General features: G+C 72.5%; 14 protein-coding genes. 4 read left to right on the top strand and 10 right to left on the bottom strand.

The genetic code is table 11. The features are described 5' to 3' along the window. Nucleotides 1-34: 34 nt before the first annotated feature. The 3 genes from B5557_RS10775 to B5557_RS10765 all read right to left on the bottom strand — a co-directional run bounded on the left by B5557_RS10775 (nucleotide 35) and on the right by B5557_RS10765 (nucleotide 3,048). A complete protein-coding gene (locus B5557_RS10775) occupies nucleotides 35-1,333 on the bottom strand; it encodes a ribonuclease D (RefSeq protein WP_079658913.1) in 1,299 nt (432 codons plus the stop codon). A 142-nt stretch (nucleotides 1,334-1,475) separates the two neighbouring features. Then, a complete protein-coding gene (locus B5557_RS10770) occupies nucleotides 1,476-2,135 on the bottom strand; it encodes a helix-turn-helix transcriptional regulator (RefSeq protein WP_079658912.1) in 660 nt (219 codons plus the stop codon). 244 nt (nucleotides 2,136-2,379) lie between these two features. Next, nucleotides 2,380-3,048, bottom strand: coding sequence for a DUF3000 domain-containing protein (locus B5557_RS10765; protein ID WP_079658911.1), 669 nt, complete (start codon nucleotides 3,046-3,048; stop codon nucleotides 2,380-2,382). 262 nt (nucleotides 3,049-3,310) lie between these two features. Here B5557_RS10765 and hemE point away from each other — a divergent pair, with 262 nt between their 5' ends. Further along, nucleotides 3,311-4,378: a uroporphyrinogen decarboxylase gene (gene hemE, locus B5557_RS10760; RefSeq protein ID WP_079658910.1), complete on the top strand. Its 1,068-nt coding sequence runs from the start codon at nucleotides 3,311-3,313 to the stop codon at nucleotides 4,376-4,378. 6 nt (nucleotides 4,379-4,384) lie between these two features. On the opposite strand, the gene B5557_RS10755 is transcribed toward hemE, so the two are convergent. Further along, a complete protein-coding gene (locus B5557_RS10755; RefSeq protein WP_079658909.1) occupies nucleotides 4,385-5,197 on the bottom strand; it encodes a rhomboid family intramembrane serine protease in 813 nt (270 codons plus the stop codon). Between the two features lie 126 nt (nucleotides 5,198-5,323). On the opposite strand from B5557_RS10755, the gene B5557_RS10750 reads away from it, so the two are divergent. After that, on the top strand, nucleotides 5,324-5,593 hold the full coding sequence (locus B5557_RS10750; RefSeq protein WP_079658908.1) for a hypothetical protein: 270 nt from the start codon (nucleotides 5,324-5,326) through the stop codon (nucleotides 5,591-5,593). A gap of 81 nt (nucleotides 5,594-5,674) precedes the next feature. On the opposite strand, the gene B5557_RS10745 is transcribed toward B5557_RS10750, so the two are convergent. Further along, nucleotides 5,675-7,057, bottom strand: a complete 1,383-nt coding sequence (locus B5557_RS10745) for an FAD-dependent oxidoreductase (RefSeq protein WP_079658907.1) — start codon at nucleotides 7,055-7,057, stop codon at nucleotides 5,675-5,677. Nucleotides 7,058-7,084: 27 nt separating this feature from the next. After that, nucleotides 7,085-8,059 carry a DUF4349 domain-containing protein gene (locus tag B5557_RS10740; protein WP_079658906.1) on the bottom strand — a complete coding sequence of 325 codons (975 nt, stop codon included), beginning with the start codon at nucleotides 8,057-8,059 and terminating at the stop codon, nucleotides 7,085-7,087. A 157-nt stretch (nucleotides 8,060-8,216) separates the two neighbouring features. On the opposite strand from B5557_RS10740, the gene hemG reads away from it, so the two are divergent. Together hemG and hemQ are read left to right on the top strand one after the other, a co-directional pair. Then, nucleotides 8,217-9,674: a protoporphyrinogen oxidase gene (gene hemG / locus B5557_RS10735; protein ID WP_079658905.1), complete on the top strand. Its 1,458-nt coding sequence runs from the start codon at nucleotides 8,217-8,219 to the stop codon at nucleotides 9,672-9,674. 5 nt (nucleotides 9,675-9,679) lie between these two features. Continuing rightward, nucleotides 9,680-10,411 carry a hydrogen peroxide-dependent heme synthase gene (gene hemQ, locus B5557_RS10730; RefSeq protein WP_079658904.1) on the top strand — a complete coding sequence of 244 codons (732 nt, stop codon included), beginning with the start codon at nucleotides 9,680-9,682 and terminating at the stop codon, nucleotides 10,409-10,411. On the opposite strand, the gene B5557_RS10725 is transcribed toward hemQ, so the two are convergent. The 4 genes from B5557_RS10725 to B5557_RS10710 form a co-directional block, all read right to left on the bottom strand. Further along, nucleotides 10,412-12,082 carry an alpha/beta hydrolase gene (locus B5557_RS10725; RefSeq protein ID WP_079658903.1) on the bottom strand — a complete coding sequence of 557 codons (1,671 nt, stop codon included), beginning with the start codon at nucleotides 12,080-12,082 and terminating at the stop codon, nucleotides 10,412-10,414. It abuts the gene before it with no gap. A 131-nt stretch (nucleotides 12,083-12,213) separates the two neighbouring features. After that, a complete protein-coding gene (locus tag B5557_RS10720) occupies nucleotides 12,214-12,990 on the bottom strand; it encodes a TIGR04222 domain-containing membrane protein (protein ID WP_079658902.1) in 777 nt (258 codons plus the stop codon). 119 nt (nucleotides 12,991-13,109) lie between these two features. Continuing rightward, the gene (locus B5557_RS10715) at nucleotides 13,110-13,886 is read right to left on the bottom strand and encodes a DUF4142 domain-containing protein (protein ID WP_079658901.1); all 777 of its coding nucleotides are present in this window, start codon (nucleotides 13,884-13,886) and stop codon (nucleotides 13,110-13,112) included. Between the two features lie 242 nt (nucleotides 13,887-14,128). After that, a complete protein-coding gene (locus tag B5557_RS10710) occupies nucleotides 14,129-15,559 on the bottom strand; it encodes a DUF692 domain-containing protein (RefSeq protein ID WP_173877664.1) in 1,431 nt (476 codons plus the stop codon). Between the last annotated feature and the right edge of the window lie 75 nt (nucleotides 15,560-15,634).

The raw sequence follows: 15,634 nt of genomic DNA, 5'->3' as shown, positions 1-15,634 counted from the left end.
ACGACACAAGGTTCTACGGCGGCCGGGACAGGTCCTAGGCATCCTGGCCGTTCTGGCCGGCCAGCCCGGCGACCAGGACAGGCGTAACCTGCTCCACCTGCCAGGGCCGCGCCCCGTACGAGGCAAGTGCTTCCGCAACCGTTTCCTGGTCCAGCGCCTTCGGCGGCTCCCAGCACACCCGTCGCACCGCGTCGGGAGCCACGAGGTTCTCCTGGGGCATGTTCAGCTCCTCGGCCAACGCCGAGACGGCCGCTCTCGCCGCACTGAGCCGCGCGGCCGCCGCCGGGTCCTTGTCGGCCCAGGCCCGCGGCGGGGGAGGCCCCGCCACCGGCTGCCCCGGCTGGGGCAGCTGGGACTCGCTCAGCTCCTTCGCCCGGTCGACCGCTGCCTGCCACTGCTCCAGCTGCCGCCGCCCCATCCGGTGCCCGTACCCGTTCAGCGCGGCCAGCGCGTGCACGTTCGCCGGAAGGGCGAGCGCGGCCTCCACGATGGCCGCGTCCGACAGCACCTTGCCCGGTGACACGTCCCGCCGCTGCGCGATCTTGTCCCGGGTCTGCCACAGCTCGCGCACGACCCCCAGCTGCCGTCGCCGGCGCACCTTGTGCATGCCGGACGTGCGACGCCACGGGTCCTTGCGGGGCTCGGGCGGCGGGGCGGACGCGATCGCGTCGAACTCCTGGCGGGCCCACTCCAGCTTGCCCTGCCGGTCCAGCTCCTTCTCCAGCGCGTCGCGCAGGTCGACCAGGAGCTCGACGTCGAGGGCCGCGTAGCGCAGCCACGGCTCGGGCAGCGGCCTCGTGGACCAGTCCACCGCGGAGTGGCCCTTCTCGAGGACGAAGCCCAGCACGCTCTCGACCATCGCGCCGAGGCCGACCCGCGGGAACCCGGCGAGCCGTCCGGCCAGCTCGGTGTCGAACAGCCGCGTCGGCACCATGCCTATCTCGCGCAGACACGGCAGGTCCTGGGTGGCCGCGTGCAGGACCCACTCGACGTCGGAGAGGGCGTCGCCGAGCGCTGACAGGTCGGGGCAGGCCACGGGGTCGATCAGCGCACTGCCGGCGCCCTCGCGACGCAGCTGGACCAGATAGGCGCGCTGGCCGTAGCGGTAGCCGGAAGCCCGCTCGGCGTCCACGGCGACGGGGCCGGAGCCGGCGGCGAGGGCGGCGATCACCTCGGCGAGGGAGGCTTCGTCGGCGATCACGGGAGGGATGCCCTCGCGTGGTTCGAGCAACGGTGTCGGCGCCCCGGAATCAGTAGATCCGCCGTCGTCCGGAGGGGCGCCTCCGGTGGTTCGCAGTGAACTGGCTGCTGCGGTTTCTTGGGCGTCGGTCACCTGTCAAGGGTATCTGTGTATGGACGGCGTCCGCCGACGGAACGTTCCGTCGGCGGACGTGAGAGGGTCGTAAACCAGTCAGGTCGGTGAATGATCGGGGTGACGGGGGCCTGCTCGTGGGGCTTGCGGTACTGCCGGAAGGTCAGTGGATGATGCCGGTCCGCAGGGCCACCGCGACCATGCCGGCGCGGTCGCCCGTGCCGAGCTTGCGGGCGATGCGGGCCAGGTGGCTCTTGACGGTCAGCGCCGACAGGCCCATCGAGACGCCGATCGCCTTGTTCGACTGGCCCTCCGCGACCAGCCGCAGCACCTCGACCTCACGGCCGGAGAGCTCGCGGTAGCCACCCGGGTGACTCGGGGCACCCGGGGGACGGCGGTGCAGGCGGGCGGCCGAGCCGAGGGGGGCGGCACCGGGTCGGTTGGGGAGACCGAGGTTGGTGCGGGTACCGGTGACGACGTAGCCCTTGACACCGCCCGCGAGGGCGTTGCGCACGGCGCCGATGTCGTCGGCGGCGGAGAGGGCCAGCCCGTTGGGCCAGCCCGCGGCCCGGGTCTCCGACAGAAGGGTGAGGCCGGAGCCGTCGGGCAGGTGGACGTCGGCGACGCAGATGTCGCGGGGGTTGCCGATGCGGGGACGAGCCTCCGCGATGGACGAGGCCTCGATGACGTCGCGCACACCGAGCGCCCAGAGATGACGGGTGACGGTGGAGCGGACGCGCGGGTCGGCCACGACCACCATGGCGGTGGGCTTGTTCGGGCGGTAGGCGACCAGGCTTGCGGGCTGCTCGAGGAGAACGGACACCAGGCCTCCTGGATGGGGGACGGGGGGCCGGCTCGTGGGGGCTTGTGGGGAGGAAGCCGGGACGAACCGTGCTTTCAAGGTCACAGTCGTCTTCGGCAGCGAACCCGGGGTCCTTTAGAGAATGATCACGATCTAGTGAGTAACAATCTGTGCGACTCGGACATGCGATCGATCATCCGAAGATCGAGTCGGTTTAAGTGGGCCTCTTACGGGACCGAAAATGGCCGTATCGACAAAGAGATGGTCAACGTGAGTGTGGCCCCCTGCGCTGCGGAAGCGTCACCACCGACGCGTCCCCCGGTCCGGCCGGCGGCAGCCCCGCGACCTGCGCCAGCAAGTCGCACCAGGACGCCAGGTGCGCCGCCGCGTCCGGCACCCCGCCCACGCCCTCGCGCGGCGTCCAGGAGGCCCGGATCTCGATCTGCGAGGCCGCCGGGCGTTCCGCCAGCCCGCCGAAGTAGTGCGAGCTCGCGCGCGTGACGGTCCCGCTCGGCTCCCCGTACGTCAGCCCGCGCGCCTGGAGCGCGCCGGTCAGCCACGACCAGCACACCTCCGGCAGCAGCGGGTCGGCGGCCATCTCGGGTTCCAGCTCGGCCCGGATGAGGGTCACCAGCCGGAACGTTCCCCGCCAGGCGTCGTGCCCCGCCGGGTCGTGCAGCAGCACCAGCCGACCGTCGGCCAGATCCTGCTCACCGTCCACGACCGCCGCCTCCAGCGCGTACGCGAACGGGGCGAGCCGCTTGGGAGCCGGTGTCGGCTCGACCTCGATCTGCGGCCGCAGTCGCGTCGCCCTCAGCGCGTCGACGGCGGCCCGGAAAGGCAGCGGAGCCGACGTGCTCCCATCCCGGTCCCCCTCGTTCGCGTCATCCATCCCGCCAGCGCCGTCCGACAGTCGTCCCTGAGCCGCAGCCATGCGGGGAAGATTAAGGGGAACGGGGCCTTCGCGCAGGGCAAGACACCCCTGCGCTGCTCGCGGACGGATGCGCGCTGGGCGAACAAACACACGGCCCACCCTCCTCGAACACACCTGCCGGAGACACCGACGGGACCCGGCCGGGGCGCGGCGAGGTGCACCGAGGGTCGGCCAGGGCCCCCTGGAGGCGCGGCGGGGGTGTGGATGAGGTGCGGGCGGGGGGCCGGGTCGGGGGGTTTGGGGGCGTGCGAGACTTGCCGTCGTGAGCGTGAACGAGAGCCCTGCGGGCCGGCAGCCGACAGCGACGTACGACAGTGCCTTTCTGAAGGCGTGCAGGCGTGAGCCCGTGCCGCACACGCCCGTGTGGTTCATGCGGCAGGCCGGGCGCTCGCTGCCGGAGTACCGCAAGGTCCGCGAGGGCGTCGGCATGCTCGACTCCTGCATGCGGCCCGACCTGGTCACCGAGATCACCCTCCAGCCGGTCCGCCGGCACAACGTGGACGCGGCGATCTACTTCAGCGACATCGTCGTCCCGCTCAAGGCGATCGGCGTCGACCTCGACATCAAGCCCGGCGTCGGCCCGGTCGTCGAGAAGCCGATCCGCACCCGCGCCGACCTCGCCCAGCTGCGCGACCTCACTCCCGAGGACGTCTCCTACGTCACCGAGGCCATCGGCCAGCTGACCGCCGAGCTCGGCGCCACCCCGCTGATCGGCTTCGCGGGGGCGCCTTTCACCCTGGCGAGCTACCTCGTCGAGGGCGGCCCGTCGCGCACGTACGAGAACGCCAAGGCGATGATGTACGGCGACCCGGAGCTCTGGGCCGACCTGCTGGACCGCCTCGCGGAGATCACGGCCGCCTTCCTGAAGGTGCAGATCGAGGCGGGCGCGAGCGCCGTCCAGCTCTTCGACTCCTGGGCCGGCGCGCTCGCCCCGGCCGACTACCGTCGTTCGGTGCTGCCCGCCTCCGCGAAGGTCTTCCGCGCCGTCGAGGGCTACGGCGTCCCGCGCATCCACTTCGGCGTGGGCACCGGCGAGCTGCTGAAGCTCATGGGCGAGGCCGGCGCGGACGTCGTCGGCGTCGACTGGCGCGTCCCGCTCGACGAGGCCGTCCGCCGGATCGGCCCCGGCAAGGCACTGCAGGGCAACCTCGACCCCACCGTGCTGTTCGCCGGCGCCGAGGCCGTCGAGACCAAGACCCGAGAGGTCCTCGACGCGGCCGCCGGCCTGGAGGGCCACGTCTTCAACCTGGGCCACGGCGTCATGCCGTCCACCGACCCGGACGCCCTGACCCGCCTGGTCGACTACGTCCACACGCAGACCGTCCGGTAACCGGTCTCACCATGTGTGCCGGGGCCGGGCCCGTCTGCCGAACAGCAGGCCGCGCGGCTCCGGTGGTGGCGGTGTGCCCGGCTTGAGCGGCCAGGCCATCAGCATGCCCGCGAGGAAACCCACGACATGCGCCGCGTACGCCACGGTGCCCGCGCCGGAGACGCCCTCGCCCGAGGAGTACACCGCCTGCAGCACGAACCAGAAACCCAGCACCAGCCAGGCGGGCAGGCGCAACGGCAGAAACACCAGGAACGGGACGAGCACCCACACCCTGGCCTTCGGATACAGCACCAGATAGGCGCCCAGCACCCCCGCGATCGCCCCCGACGCGCCGATCAACGGATCGGTCGAGTCGGCGTTGAGGACGGCGAAGCCGTAGGACGCCGCGTAGCCGCAGGCGACGTAGAAGAGCGCGAAGCGGACGTGCCCCATGCGGTCCTCGATGTTGTTTCCGAAGATCAGCAGGAACAGCATGTTGCCCAGCAGGTGCAGCCAGCCGCCGTGCAGGAACATCGCGGTGAGGACGCTCAGCGCCGGCGACTTGTCGTAGCCCGGCGGCCCCAGCTGACAGGTCGCGCCCATGGTCTCACCGGTGGGGACGAGCTGCGGCAGCTGATGGTGGATCAACTCGCGCGGCACGGCCGCGTAGTGCTCCAGGAAGGCGTGCAGATGGCACGTCTGGGCCAGGGTGCTGTCGCCCGCCACGGAGCCCGACAGGCCGGGCATGAACCAGAAGACGAAGACGTTGACCGCGATCAGCGCGTACGTCACCACGGGGGTGCGTCGCACGGGGTTCACGTCATGGACGGGGATGACCACAAGGAAGTACTGCCCCCGATCCGTTCGACGAACCGGTGAACGCGGGTCCCCACGGGTGCGTATGAACCGGCAACCGCTCGCGGCACGAGGAAGGCGGGCCGCGGGGACGACGTGAGGAACAGGCGAATGAACGACGGACTTACTCCCACGATGCACGCCACGCCCGACGGCGAGGCGGAGATCTCCCTGGTGATCCGGCTGCCCTGGGAGGACGTGGCACGGCTCGGCCAGGAGGCCGGGCGGCTCGCTTCACAGATGCAGCGGCCGGTGACGTTGGACGAGGCTGTCAGCAACCGGTTGCGGACACGGCCGGCGGTCGCGGCGCACGCCAAGCCGGCGGAACAGCCCGCCACCGCGCAGGTCTCCGCGCTGCCGCGACTGACCGGAACCGCTTAAGGAGCGTTGCGGGGCAGGCGCGTGAGGGCGGGTGCGCGGGGACCGGTCGCGCAGTTCCCCGCGCACCCTGGGCCAGTTGCCCTAGACGTTTCGTACTTTTGCCGACGCCTTTCTTGCCGCCACCAGGACGGGGTCCCACACCGGTGAGAACGGCGGCGCGTACCCCAGGTCCAGGGCCGTCATCTGTTCCACCGTCATTCCGGCCGTCAGGGCCACCGCCGCGATGTCGACGCGCTTGCCCGCGCCCTCCCTGCCGACGATCTGGACGCCCAGCAGACGGCCCGTCCTTCGCTCGGCGAGCATCTTGACCGTCATGGGGGAGGCGCCGGGGTAGTAACCGGCGCGGCTGGTGGACTCGATGGTGACGGTCTCAAACTGGAGGCCGACCCTGCGCGCGTCCTTCTCGCGCAGACCCGTGCGGGCGATCTCCAGGTCGCAGACCTTGCTGACGGCCGTGCCGACCACGCCCGGAAACGTTGCGTAACCGCCTCCGACGTTGGTTCCGATGACCTGGCCGTGCTTGTTGGCATGCGTGCCGAGGGCGATGTGGCGTTCCTGGCCGGAGACCAGGTCGAGGACCTCGACGCAGTCGCCCCCGGCCCAGATCGACCCGTCGGCGAGGGGGCCGCGCACCCGCATCGCGAGGTCCGTGAGCAGCCCGCCGTGCGCGCCGAGAGGCAGCCCGGCGGCCTTCGCGAGACCGGTCTCCGGGCGGACGCCTATGCCCAGCACCACCACGTCCGCCGGGTACTCGTCGTCCTCGGTCACCACCGCCCGCACCCGACCGTCCCCGGCCGTACGCAGTTCGGTGACCTCGGCGTCGTTCACCATGGTGATGCCCATGCCCTCCATGGCCCGGTGCACCAGCCGGCCCATGTCCGGGTCCAGGGTCGACATCGGCTCGCTGCCCCGGTTGACGACCGTCACCTCGTAGCCGCGGTTGATGAGCGCCTCGGCCATCTCCACGCCGATGTACCCGGCTCCCACGACCACGGCCCGCTTCCCACGCGCGCGTGCCAGCGTGTCGAGCAGTGCCTGCCCGTCGTCGAGCGTCTGCACCCCGTGCACGCCCGGCGCGTCCGCCCCCGGCATGTCCGGCCGGATCGGGCGGGCCCCGGTCGCGATGACGAGCTTGTCGTACGACGTCCAGGACCCCGCCCCGGAATCGACGTCACGCGCGCGTACCCGTCGTCCGGCCACGTCGATCTCGGTGACCTCGGTGCGCAGCCGCAGGTCGATCCCGCGCGCGCGGTGCTCCTCGGGCGTGCGGGCGATCAGATCGTCCCGTTCGGTGACGTCACCGCCCACCCAGTAGGGGATCCCGCACGCCGAGAAGGACGTGAAGTGGCCGCGTTCGAAGGCGACGATCTCCAGCTCCTCGGGCCCCTTCAGCCGGCGGGCCTGGGACGCCGCGGACATGCCCGCGGCGTCACCGCCGATCACGACCAGTCGCTCGATGCTCATACGAACACGCTACGGGGGGCTCGCAGTTCAGTCCTGCTCGGGCTCGCCCGCCGGCGGCACGCTCGCCCCCGCGCCGCCGGCCGCCGTGCCGTAGCTCCCGGGCTCGCCCGCCCGCGCCGCCCGCCGCCGCGGTCGTACCAGCCGCAGCCACGCCAGCAGGAGCAGGGCGGCCACCGCGAGGAAGGGCAGCACCGCGCCGAACGCGACGGCGATCCAGCGCAGCATCGTCACGAAGGCGTCCCAGCCGCCGGCCAGCGCGTCCACGAACCCCGGATCGTCGTCCTCGGCGGCCGGGGCGACCTGCTTCTGGGACAGCGTCAGGGTGACGGTCGCCAGGTTCGTGCGGTCCTTCAGGGAGGCCTGCTCGGCGAGCAGCGCCTCCAGATCGGCCTCCCGGCTGCTCAACTCGCCCTCCAGGGTGACCACGTCGCTCAGCTTGGTGGCCCGGTCCATCAGCTCGCGGACCCGGGCGACGCTGGCGCGCTGCGAGGCGATGCGGCTGTCGACGTCGACGACCTGGTCGGTGACGTCCTGGGCCTTCGCCGTGCGCTCCAGTAGCTTGCCCGCGCCCTGAAGGGCGGCGAGGACGTCGTCGTACTTCTCGACGGGCACCCGCAGCACCACCCGGGTCCGCTCGGCGCCGTCCTGGTCCCGGACGGTCGTCTCGTCGCCGACGTAGCCGCCCGCGTTCTCGGTGGTCGCGCGGGCCTCGTCGAGAGCCTTCGGCACGTCCTTGACCTGCACGGTCAGGGAGGCCGTGCGGATGATGCGGTTCGCCGTGAGCTTCGGCGCGCCGGTGGCCTTCGAGGCGCCCGCGCCCCCGCCCTCCTTGGCGTCCTGGGCGGCTGCGTTCCCGGTGGCGGCCTCTCCGACGGCAGCCCTGTCGGCCTTGGCGCCCGAGCCCGCGTCGTCCGCGGCGCTGCATCCGGTGAGCGCGAGCGCGCCGGCCAGCAGGAGCCCGGGCAGGACGTGGGCGGGTCGTACGGATCGTCGTGTGCTCATGTGGGTGCCCCCGAGGGTCGTGGCGACTGACGCTCCTTCGACGTCCGGATGGGCCCAGACGTTGGCGGGGATCGGTTCCGAAGAGGTCACGGTCGGGACGCGGGGAGGACACCCGGGGCGCGGCGGGAGTGTCGGCGAGGTCTGAGAGAGTAAGTACATGAGCGCAACGGGTACGGGCACGGGGCAGCACGTCGTCGTCATCGGCGCCGGAATCGCCGGGCTGGCCGCGGCCCACCGACTGCTGGCACACGGCGCGCGGGTGACCGTGCTGGAGGCGTCCGACCGGGTGGGCGGCAAGCTGCTGCCCGGCGAGATCGCGGGCGTGCGCGTGGACTTCGGCGCCGAGTCGATGCTGGCCCGCCGGCCCGAGGCGGTCGCCCTCGCGCGCGAGGTGGACCTCGGCGACCGCCTGCGGCCGCCGGCCACCGCCACGGCCTCGATCTGGACCCGCGGCGCCCTGCGCCCCATGCCCAAAGGCCACGTCATGGGCGTCCCCGGCACCGCGGACGCCCTCTCCGGCGTCCTGTCCGACGAGGGCCTCGCCCGCATCGAGTGCGACGCCGACCTGCCCCGCACGGAGGTCGGCGAGGACGTGGCGGTGGGGGAGTACGTGGCGGCCCGCCTGGGCCGCGAGGTCGTCGACCGCCTCATCGAACCCCTCCTGGGCGGGGTGTACGCCGGAGACGCCTACCGGATCTCGATGCGCTCGGCCGTCCCGCAGCTCTTCCAGGCGGCGCGCACGCACACGTCGTTGACGCAGGCCGTCCGCGAGATCCAGGCCAAGGCGGCGGCCGGCCGGCAGACCGGGCCCGTGTTCATGGGCATCGATGGCGGCGTGGGTTCCCTGCCGCTCGCGGTCGCCGAGTCCGTCCGGGCGCGCGGCGGCGAGATCCACACGCGCGTGCCGGTGAGCGGGCTGCGCCGGGAGCCGGCGGGCGGCTGGCAGGTCACCGCGGGGGAGCAGGTGCTGCGCGCCGACGCCGTGGTCGTCGCCGTTCCCGCACCGGCCGCCGCCGCACTGCTGGCCGCCGAGTCCCCCGGGGCCGCCGCCGAACTACGGACGGTGGAGTACGCCTCCATGGCCCTGGTCACGCTCGCCTACCGGCGCACCGAGGCCGCCCTGCCCGACGGCAGCGGCTTTCTCGTCCCGCCCGTCGACGGCCGCACGATCAAGGCCTCCACCTTCGCCTCCCAGAAGTGGGGCTGGATCGCCGACCAGGACCCCGACACGGTCGTGCTGCGCACCTCAGTGGGGCGGTACGGCGAGACGGCGATCCTCCAGAAGGACGACGCCGAACTCGTCGACGTCTCCCGGCACGACCTGCGCGAGGCCACCGGCCTGGAGGCGACGCCCCTCGAAACCCGCGTCACCCGTTGGACGGACGGCCTGCCCCAGTACCCGGTCGGCCACCACGCGCGCGTGGCCCGCATCCGCGAGCACGTCGCGAAACTCGCCGGCCTCGCCGTGTGCGGCGCGCAGTACGACGGCGTCGGCATCCCGGCCTGCATCGCGAGCGCGTACGCCGCGGTGGACCAGCTCCGCGGCGACCTGAGCGCCGTCCGGGAGCTCACGGCCAACCCGGTGCAAAGTCTGCACGGCGGAGCGGGAGAATGAGAACCATGAGTGACGACGCCCCCACCACCGAGGCCGGCAGGATCCCCAACAAGGGCAAGCTGGCCAAGGACCTCAACGAGGTCATCCGCTACACCCTGTGGTCCGTCTTCAGGCTGAAGGACGTGCTCCCCGAGGACCGCGCGGGCTACGCCGACGAGGTCCAGGAGCTGTTCGACCAGCTCGCCGCCAAGGACGTGACGATCCGCGGCACGTACGACGTGTCCGGTCTGCGTGCCGACGCCGACGTCATGATCTGGTGGCACGCCGAGACCGCCGACCAGCTCCAGGAGGCGTACAACCTCTTCCGTCGCACGAGGCTCGGCCGCGCCCTGGAGCCGGTCTGGTCGAACATGGCGCTGCACCGCCCCGCCGAGTTCAACCGCTCGCACATCCCGGCGTTCCTCGCCGACGAGACGCCCCGCGACTACGTGAGCGTCTACCCCTTCGTGCGCTCCTACGACTGGTACCTGCTGCCCGACGAGGACCGGCGCCGCATGCTCGCCGACCACGGCAAGATGGCCCGCGGCTACCCGGACGTCCGCGCCAACACGGTCGCCTCGTTCTCGCTCGGCGACTACGAGTGGATCCTGGCCTTCGAGGCCGACGAGCTGTACCGCATCGTCGACCTGATGCGCCACCTGCGCGCCTCCGAGGCCCGTATGCACGTCCGCGAGGAGGTCCCGTTCTACACGGGCCGCCGCAAGTCGGTGGCCGAACTGGTTGCAGGGCTCGCCTGATCAGCTCCTGGGCCGGTCGGCCTGCTCCTTGGACGGCGCCGCCGGTCGCGGTTCCGGGTGCGGTGCGCAGGCCGCGCGCCGCACCGGGAGCCGGCCCTGGAGCAGATAGGCGTCCAGGTAGCCGTTGACGCAGGCGTTCGGACCGCCCGCGATGCCATGGGTGCCGGAGTCCCGCTCGGTCACCAGCACCGAGCCCGTCAGCCGCCGGTGCATCTCCAGGGCGCCGGCGTACGGCGCGGCGGCATCCCGCTCGGCGGCCAGGATCAGCGTCGGCGGCAGCTCACCCGGACCGGTCCGCACGTCGAGCGGCTGCTGCCGGGGCACCGGCCAGAACGCACACGGCAGGTTCGCCCACACGTTGTCCCACGTCTCGAACGGCGCGACGCGCGCGAGCCGCGTGTTGTCGCGGTCCCACACCCTCCAGTCCGTCGGCCAGGACGCGTCGTTGCACTCCACGGCCGTGTACACGGCATTGGCGTTCTCCGCCTCCGCGGCGGCCTCCCGCACCGGCCCGGCCTGCGCGATCAGCTGCCTCGGGTCGCCCTTCAGGTACTCCGACAGGGCCTGCGCCCGGGCCGGCCAGTAGTCGTCGTAGTACCCGGCCTGCAAGAACGCGCCCTGGAGCTGGCCCGGCCCCACCGTCCCGCCGGCCGGTTCCGCGGCCAGCCGGGCCCGGGCCCGCTCGTAGCCGGCCAGCACCGCCTGCGCCGTTCGGCCCAGGCCGTACACGTCGTCGTGCTCGGCGATCCACTCCCGGAAGTCCGTCCAGCGGCTCTCGAAGGCCGCCGACTGGTCGAGGTTGTTGCGGTACCAGATCTGCGCCGGGTCCGGGTTCACGGCCGCGTCGAACACCATCCGCCGCACATGGGAGGGGAACAGGGTCGCGTAGAGCGCCCCGAAGTACGTGCCGTACGACGCGCCCATGAACGTCAGCCGTTCCTCGCCCAGCGCGGCGCGCAGCACGTCCAGGTCACGGGCGTTGTTGAGCGAGTTGTAGTGCCGCAGGGCGCTGCCCGCCCGCTTCCCACAGCCCTGCGCGTAGGCCTTCGCCTGCGCGATGCGCTCCCGCTTGTACGACTCCGAGGGATGCACCGGGGCGGGGGAGGGGCCCTTGAAGAAACGTTTGGGATCCTGGCAGGACAGGGGCGCCGAACGGCCGACTCCGCGCGGGTCGTAGCCGACGAGGTCGTAGGCCGCCCCGATCCGCTTCCACTCCGGCAGCAGCCCGATCAGCGGGAAGTACAGCCCGGAGCCGCCGGGACCGCCCGGGTTGAAGACCAGCGCGCCCTGCCGGGGCACCCGGAGCTTGCTGTTGTGCGGGTCCCGGTGTGTGGCCCGCACCCGGCTGACGGTCAGTTTGATCTGCCTGCCGTTGGGGCGGGCGTAGTCCAGCGGGACGACGACCGTGCCGCACTGCATGCTGCCGGGCAGGTCCTGCGCGTCGGAGCAGTTCCCGAAGTCGACGCCCTTCGCCGCGGCCCGCGCGGCGGCGAGCGCGACACCCGTGGCGATGCCGGGGGCGGCGACGGGCAGGCCGGGAGAGTTCCGGACGCCGGCCGCCGGGACGCCGGCCGCCGGGACGCCGGCCGCCGGGACGCCGGCCGCCGGGACGGCGGAGAGTGCGGTCAGCAGCAGGGCTCCTGCGGCCGAGTGGAGGGCGGCGGCTCTCATCGGGTGTCCCTTCGGTGCGCGGCGGCGACAAAAGGGATGTTTGGTTCGGTCGTGGGGGAAGGCAAGCACCACCGGCGGGTGTCGGCGCCAATGCCCCTTGTGCGCACCCTGGTGGTCGAGCGCGCCCGGTCTCAGTCCCGCCCGAACTGCTCGCGATGCGCGAACGCCGCCCGCAGATCCGGCTCACCGACCGCACGGATCCCGCGCACGGCGACCGAGGTCAGATACGTACGGTCGTCCCCCGCGCTCCCGGCGCGCCGGGCCAGCGCGCCCAGCAGCCGCTGCCCGGCCGGGGAGGCCCAGCGCGAGTACGGGTGCACCTCGACCCGCGCTATGGCCAGACAGCTCAGGGCGAGGGCGAGGGGGAGCGCGAACCAGAGTGCGACGAGGGTGCGGGGCATGTCGGGGGTCGCGGGGACCAGCAGCGCGGTCGCGCCCAGCCCGAGGACGACCACGGCGGCGAACCGCACCTGCCGTACCCCGGCCGCGACCGTCGTGCGGGCCCCGTCGGGCACCGCCAGGCCGGCGCTGACGAGCCGGTCGGCGAGACCGCGCACCGCGTCCGCGGCCGACGCGGCGGCCCGCACCGGCGCGATACGGGACTGCCCCTGCGGGCCGATGGCTCCGATGACCGACCGTTCCATGTCGTCGCGCCCGCGCGGGTCCACGACGGTCGCCCAGCCGGTGTGCGCGAGCAGCAACCGCTGCTGCCGTGCCATGGAGACCATGGTGAGGTCGGCGACCCGGCCGGGGCCGCCGGACAGGAAGGCCGCCTCGTAGAGCGTCAGGTCATGTCCGAGGCCGGCGTTCTCGTCGACGGTCGCCGCCCGGACGGCGGCCAGACACAGGCGTGTGCACGCCGCGCCCGCGACGGCCCATGCCAGCAGCAGGAGAAGCACCCAGACCATGCCGTGTTTCTATGCCGGATGCCCCAGGAAACGCCATGCCTTGTTCACTATCCGGACCGAGCGTGGTGGGTATGTGACGTTCCGCATGCCTTCGTCCGGACCCGGGGTCGGAGGTGGGTTCAGGAACCGGGCGGTGGACTGGCCGCGGCCGGCGGCAGTGTGTACGTGGGATACGGCGACGGCGCGGCCGGTACGGCCCACCCCGGACCGGTCGTCGGGCCGGGCGGGCCGGATGAGGTGGTGAGCGGCGGTGTGCTGCCGGTGGCCATGTCCCGGGCGAGGGCGTCGAAGTCGACGTACCCGGTGGCCTCAAGGATCTTGATGTGGTCCAGCACGGTGGTATTGGCGTCGTCGGCGAGGTCGCGCACCAGCGAGTTGCGGGTACTGGCCCGCACCTGGGCGACGACGGAGAACACCCGGCCGTGCGCGAGGCGCAGAAGGTTGGCGAACTTCCAGTCGTACTGCTCGCCCTGCGCCGCGTCGAGTTCGCGCAGCCAGCCCTTCTGCTGTTCGTTGGGCTCGTTCGGCAATGCGAGGCCCAGTCGGGAGGCGACGGAGCGTACCCGCTCGTCCAGGAAGGTGTGCCCCTCGACGAGGTGTCGGCCCGCCGTCCGCACGGCCTCGGTCGTGCCCTTCGTCTGCGCCTGCCGGCCGGCGGGCAGCTCCCACAGCCCCGCCAGCCGGACCTTGGTGACGAACTCCCGGTCCAGCGCGGACAGCGGCCCGTACTGCGTCGACACGCTCTGCGCGTTCAGTACGTCCACTCCCGTGCCCGAGCGGTCGGTGTACGACCAGATCGGGAAGACCAGCGCCGCGAGGGTCGCCGCCAGGCCCGTGAGGATGAGCCCGGTACCACTGAAGATGCCTCTGCCCTTGATCGGGGGTCGCGGGCGCATGGTGCCTCCTGCTCGCGGCACTGCACGCTAGTGCGCTTCGGTTGCGGGGACTGGCATATTACTTCGCCGGTTCCGTCAACTGCCGTACAGGGGTGAATAATTGCATCACGGAAAAATCGGGTGAAATGGGAGAGTGGAATGAGGTGGCAAAGCGGTAGAAACGGGTGGTAAACGGTTGGGATACGTGGCGAGGGCGTCGAGTGTCTCCAGCGCGGTGGGCGGTGTTAACCCCGGCACATCCGTCACCGTCGGATCAACGACCGCCCCACCCGTCCCACCTGAGCCAACCGTGACGTCGGTCGTGGTGCCGGTCCCGAGCGGTCCAGCCACCAGCGGCGCAGCTCGCGGCGGGACCGGCCCTCCGCCAGCCGTCCGCCCAGCAGCAGTTCCTCGACGAAGTCGAGGGCGTCCTGCCGGTAGCCGCCGCGCATCGGATGCCCCTGGGCGTACGCGACGAACGCGGTTCGGTAACCGTTTCCGAGGATGAGCGGCAGCTCCGGGGCCACCTTCCCCACCACGTCCGCCCGCTTCGCCGCCAGCGCCCTGGCCTGTACACCGAGCCGCACCCGGTCGAAGCCCTCGGGCACCGGCGTACCGGCCACGAGCGCGGACAGCAGAGCCGTCTGGGCGAGGCCGAGGCGCTGGCGGGCAGCCGCCGCCTCGTCGTCGGAGGCGGTCGGTGCCGTCTCCCTGGTGGGCGGCGAGGGTTCGTCCGCCGCCGTCGTGGCACGCTTCCCCCCGCTCGACCAGACCCGCGCGAAGGCGCTCTCCTGCGCACTGTGCTCCCGCGCCCCGCTCTCCTGCGCACTGTGCTCCCGCGCCCCGCGCTCCTGCGCACGGCGTTCCTGCGCGCCGCGCTCGACGGCCTTCCGGATCGCGTCCAATTCCCGCTCCAGCTCGGCCGGTTCGGGGAAGTTCTCGTCCCGCTCCAGCAGTACACCCGGCGGCGACACCCGGGACGCCAGGTCGGTCAGGATGTCGAGGACCGGCCGGGGCACCGGATGGGCGTGGCTGTCGTGCCAGACGCCGTCCCGTTCGAAACCGCCCGCGACATGGACGTAGGCGATGGCCTCCAGGGGCAGTTCGGCGAGCGCCTTGGCGGGGTCCTCGCCACGGTTGACGTGGTTGGTGTGCAGGTTGGCCACGTCGATGAGCAGCCGCACGCCCGTGCGGTCGGCCAGCTCGTACAGGAACTGCCCCTCGGTCATCTCCTCGCCCGGCCATGAGACGAGCGCGGCGATGTTCTCGACGGCGAGTGGCACGGGCAGCGCCTGCTGCGCGATGCGCACGTTCTCGCACAGCACGTCGAGGGCGTCGCGGGTGCGCGGCACGGGCAGCAGATGCCCGGCCTCCAGCCGCGGGGACGCCGTCAGGGGCCCGCCCGCACGGACGAACGCGATGTGTTCGGTGACCAGCGGCGACCCCAGCGCCTCGGCCCGCTCGGCGAGGGCCGCGAGCCGCCCCTCGTCGGGCCGCTCCGCGTCGCCGAGCCCGAGCGAGACGCCGTGCGGGATCACGGTGACCCCCCGCTCGCGCAGCCGCAGCAGGGAGTCGGGCAGATGACCGGGACACACGTTCTCGGCGACGGTCTCCACCCAGTCGATGCCCGGCATCCGCTCCACGGCGTCCGCGATCTCCGGCCGCCAGCCGATCCCCGTCCCCAGTCGCATCATGGCCCCCGCCTCCTCGACCCGCCCCTACCGGTGCCGGAGGTATGACCCCGCCCCCGACCACCGAACCACGCCCGG

The sequence above is a fragment of the Streptomyces sp. 3214.6 genome, assembly GCF_900129855.1.
GTDB lineage: Bacteria > Actinomycetota > Actinomycetes > Streptomycetales > Streptomycetaceae > Streptomyces > Streptomyces soliscabiei.
The sequence above is the reverse complement of the archived record's forward strand: the minus strand, read 5'-3'. Positions and strand labels throughout refer to the sequence as shown.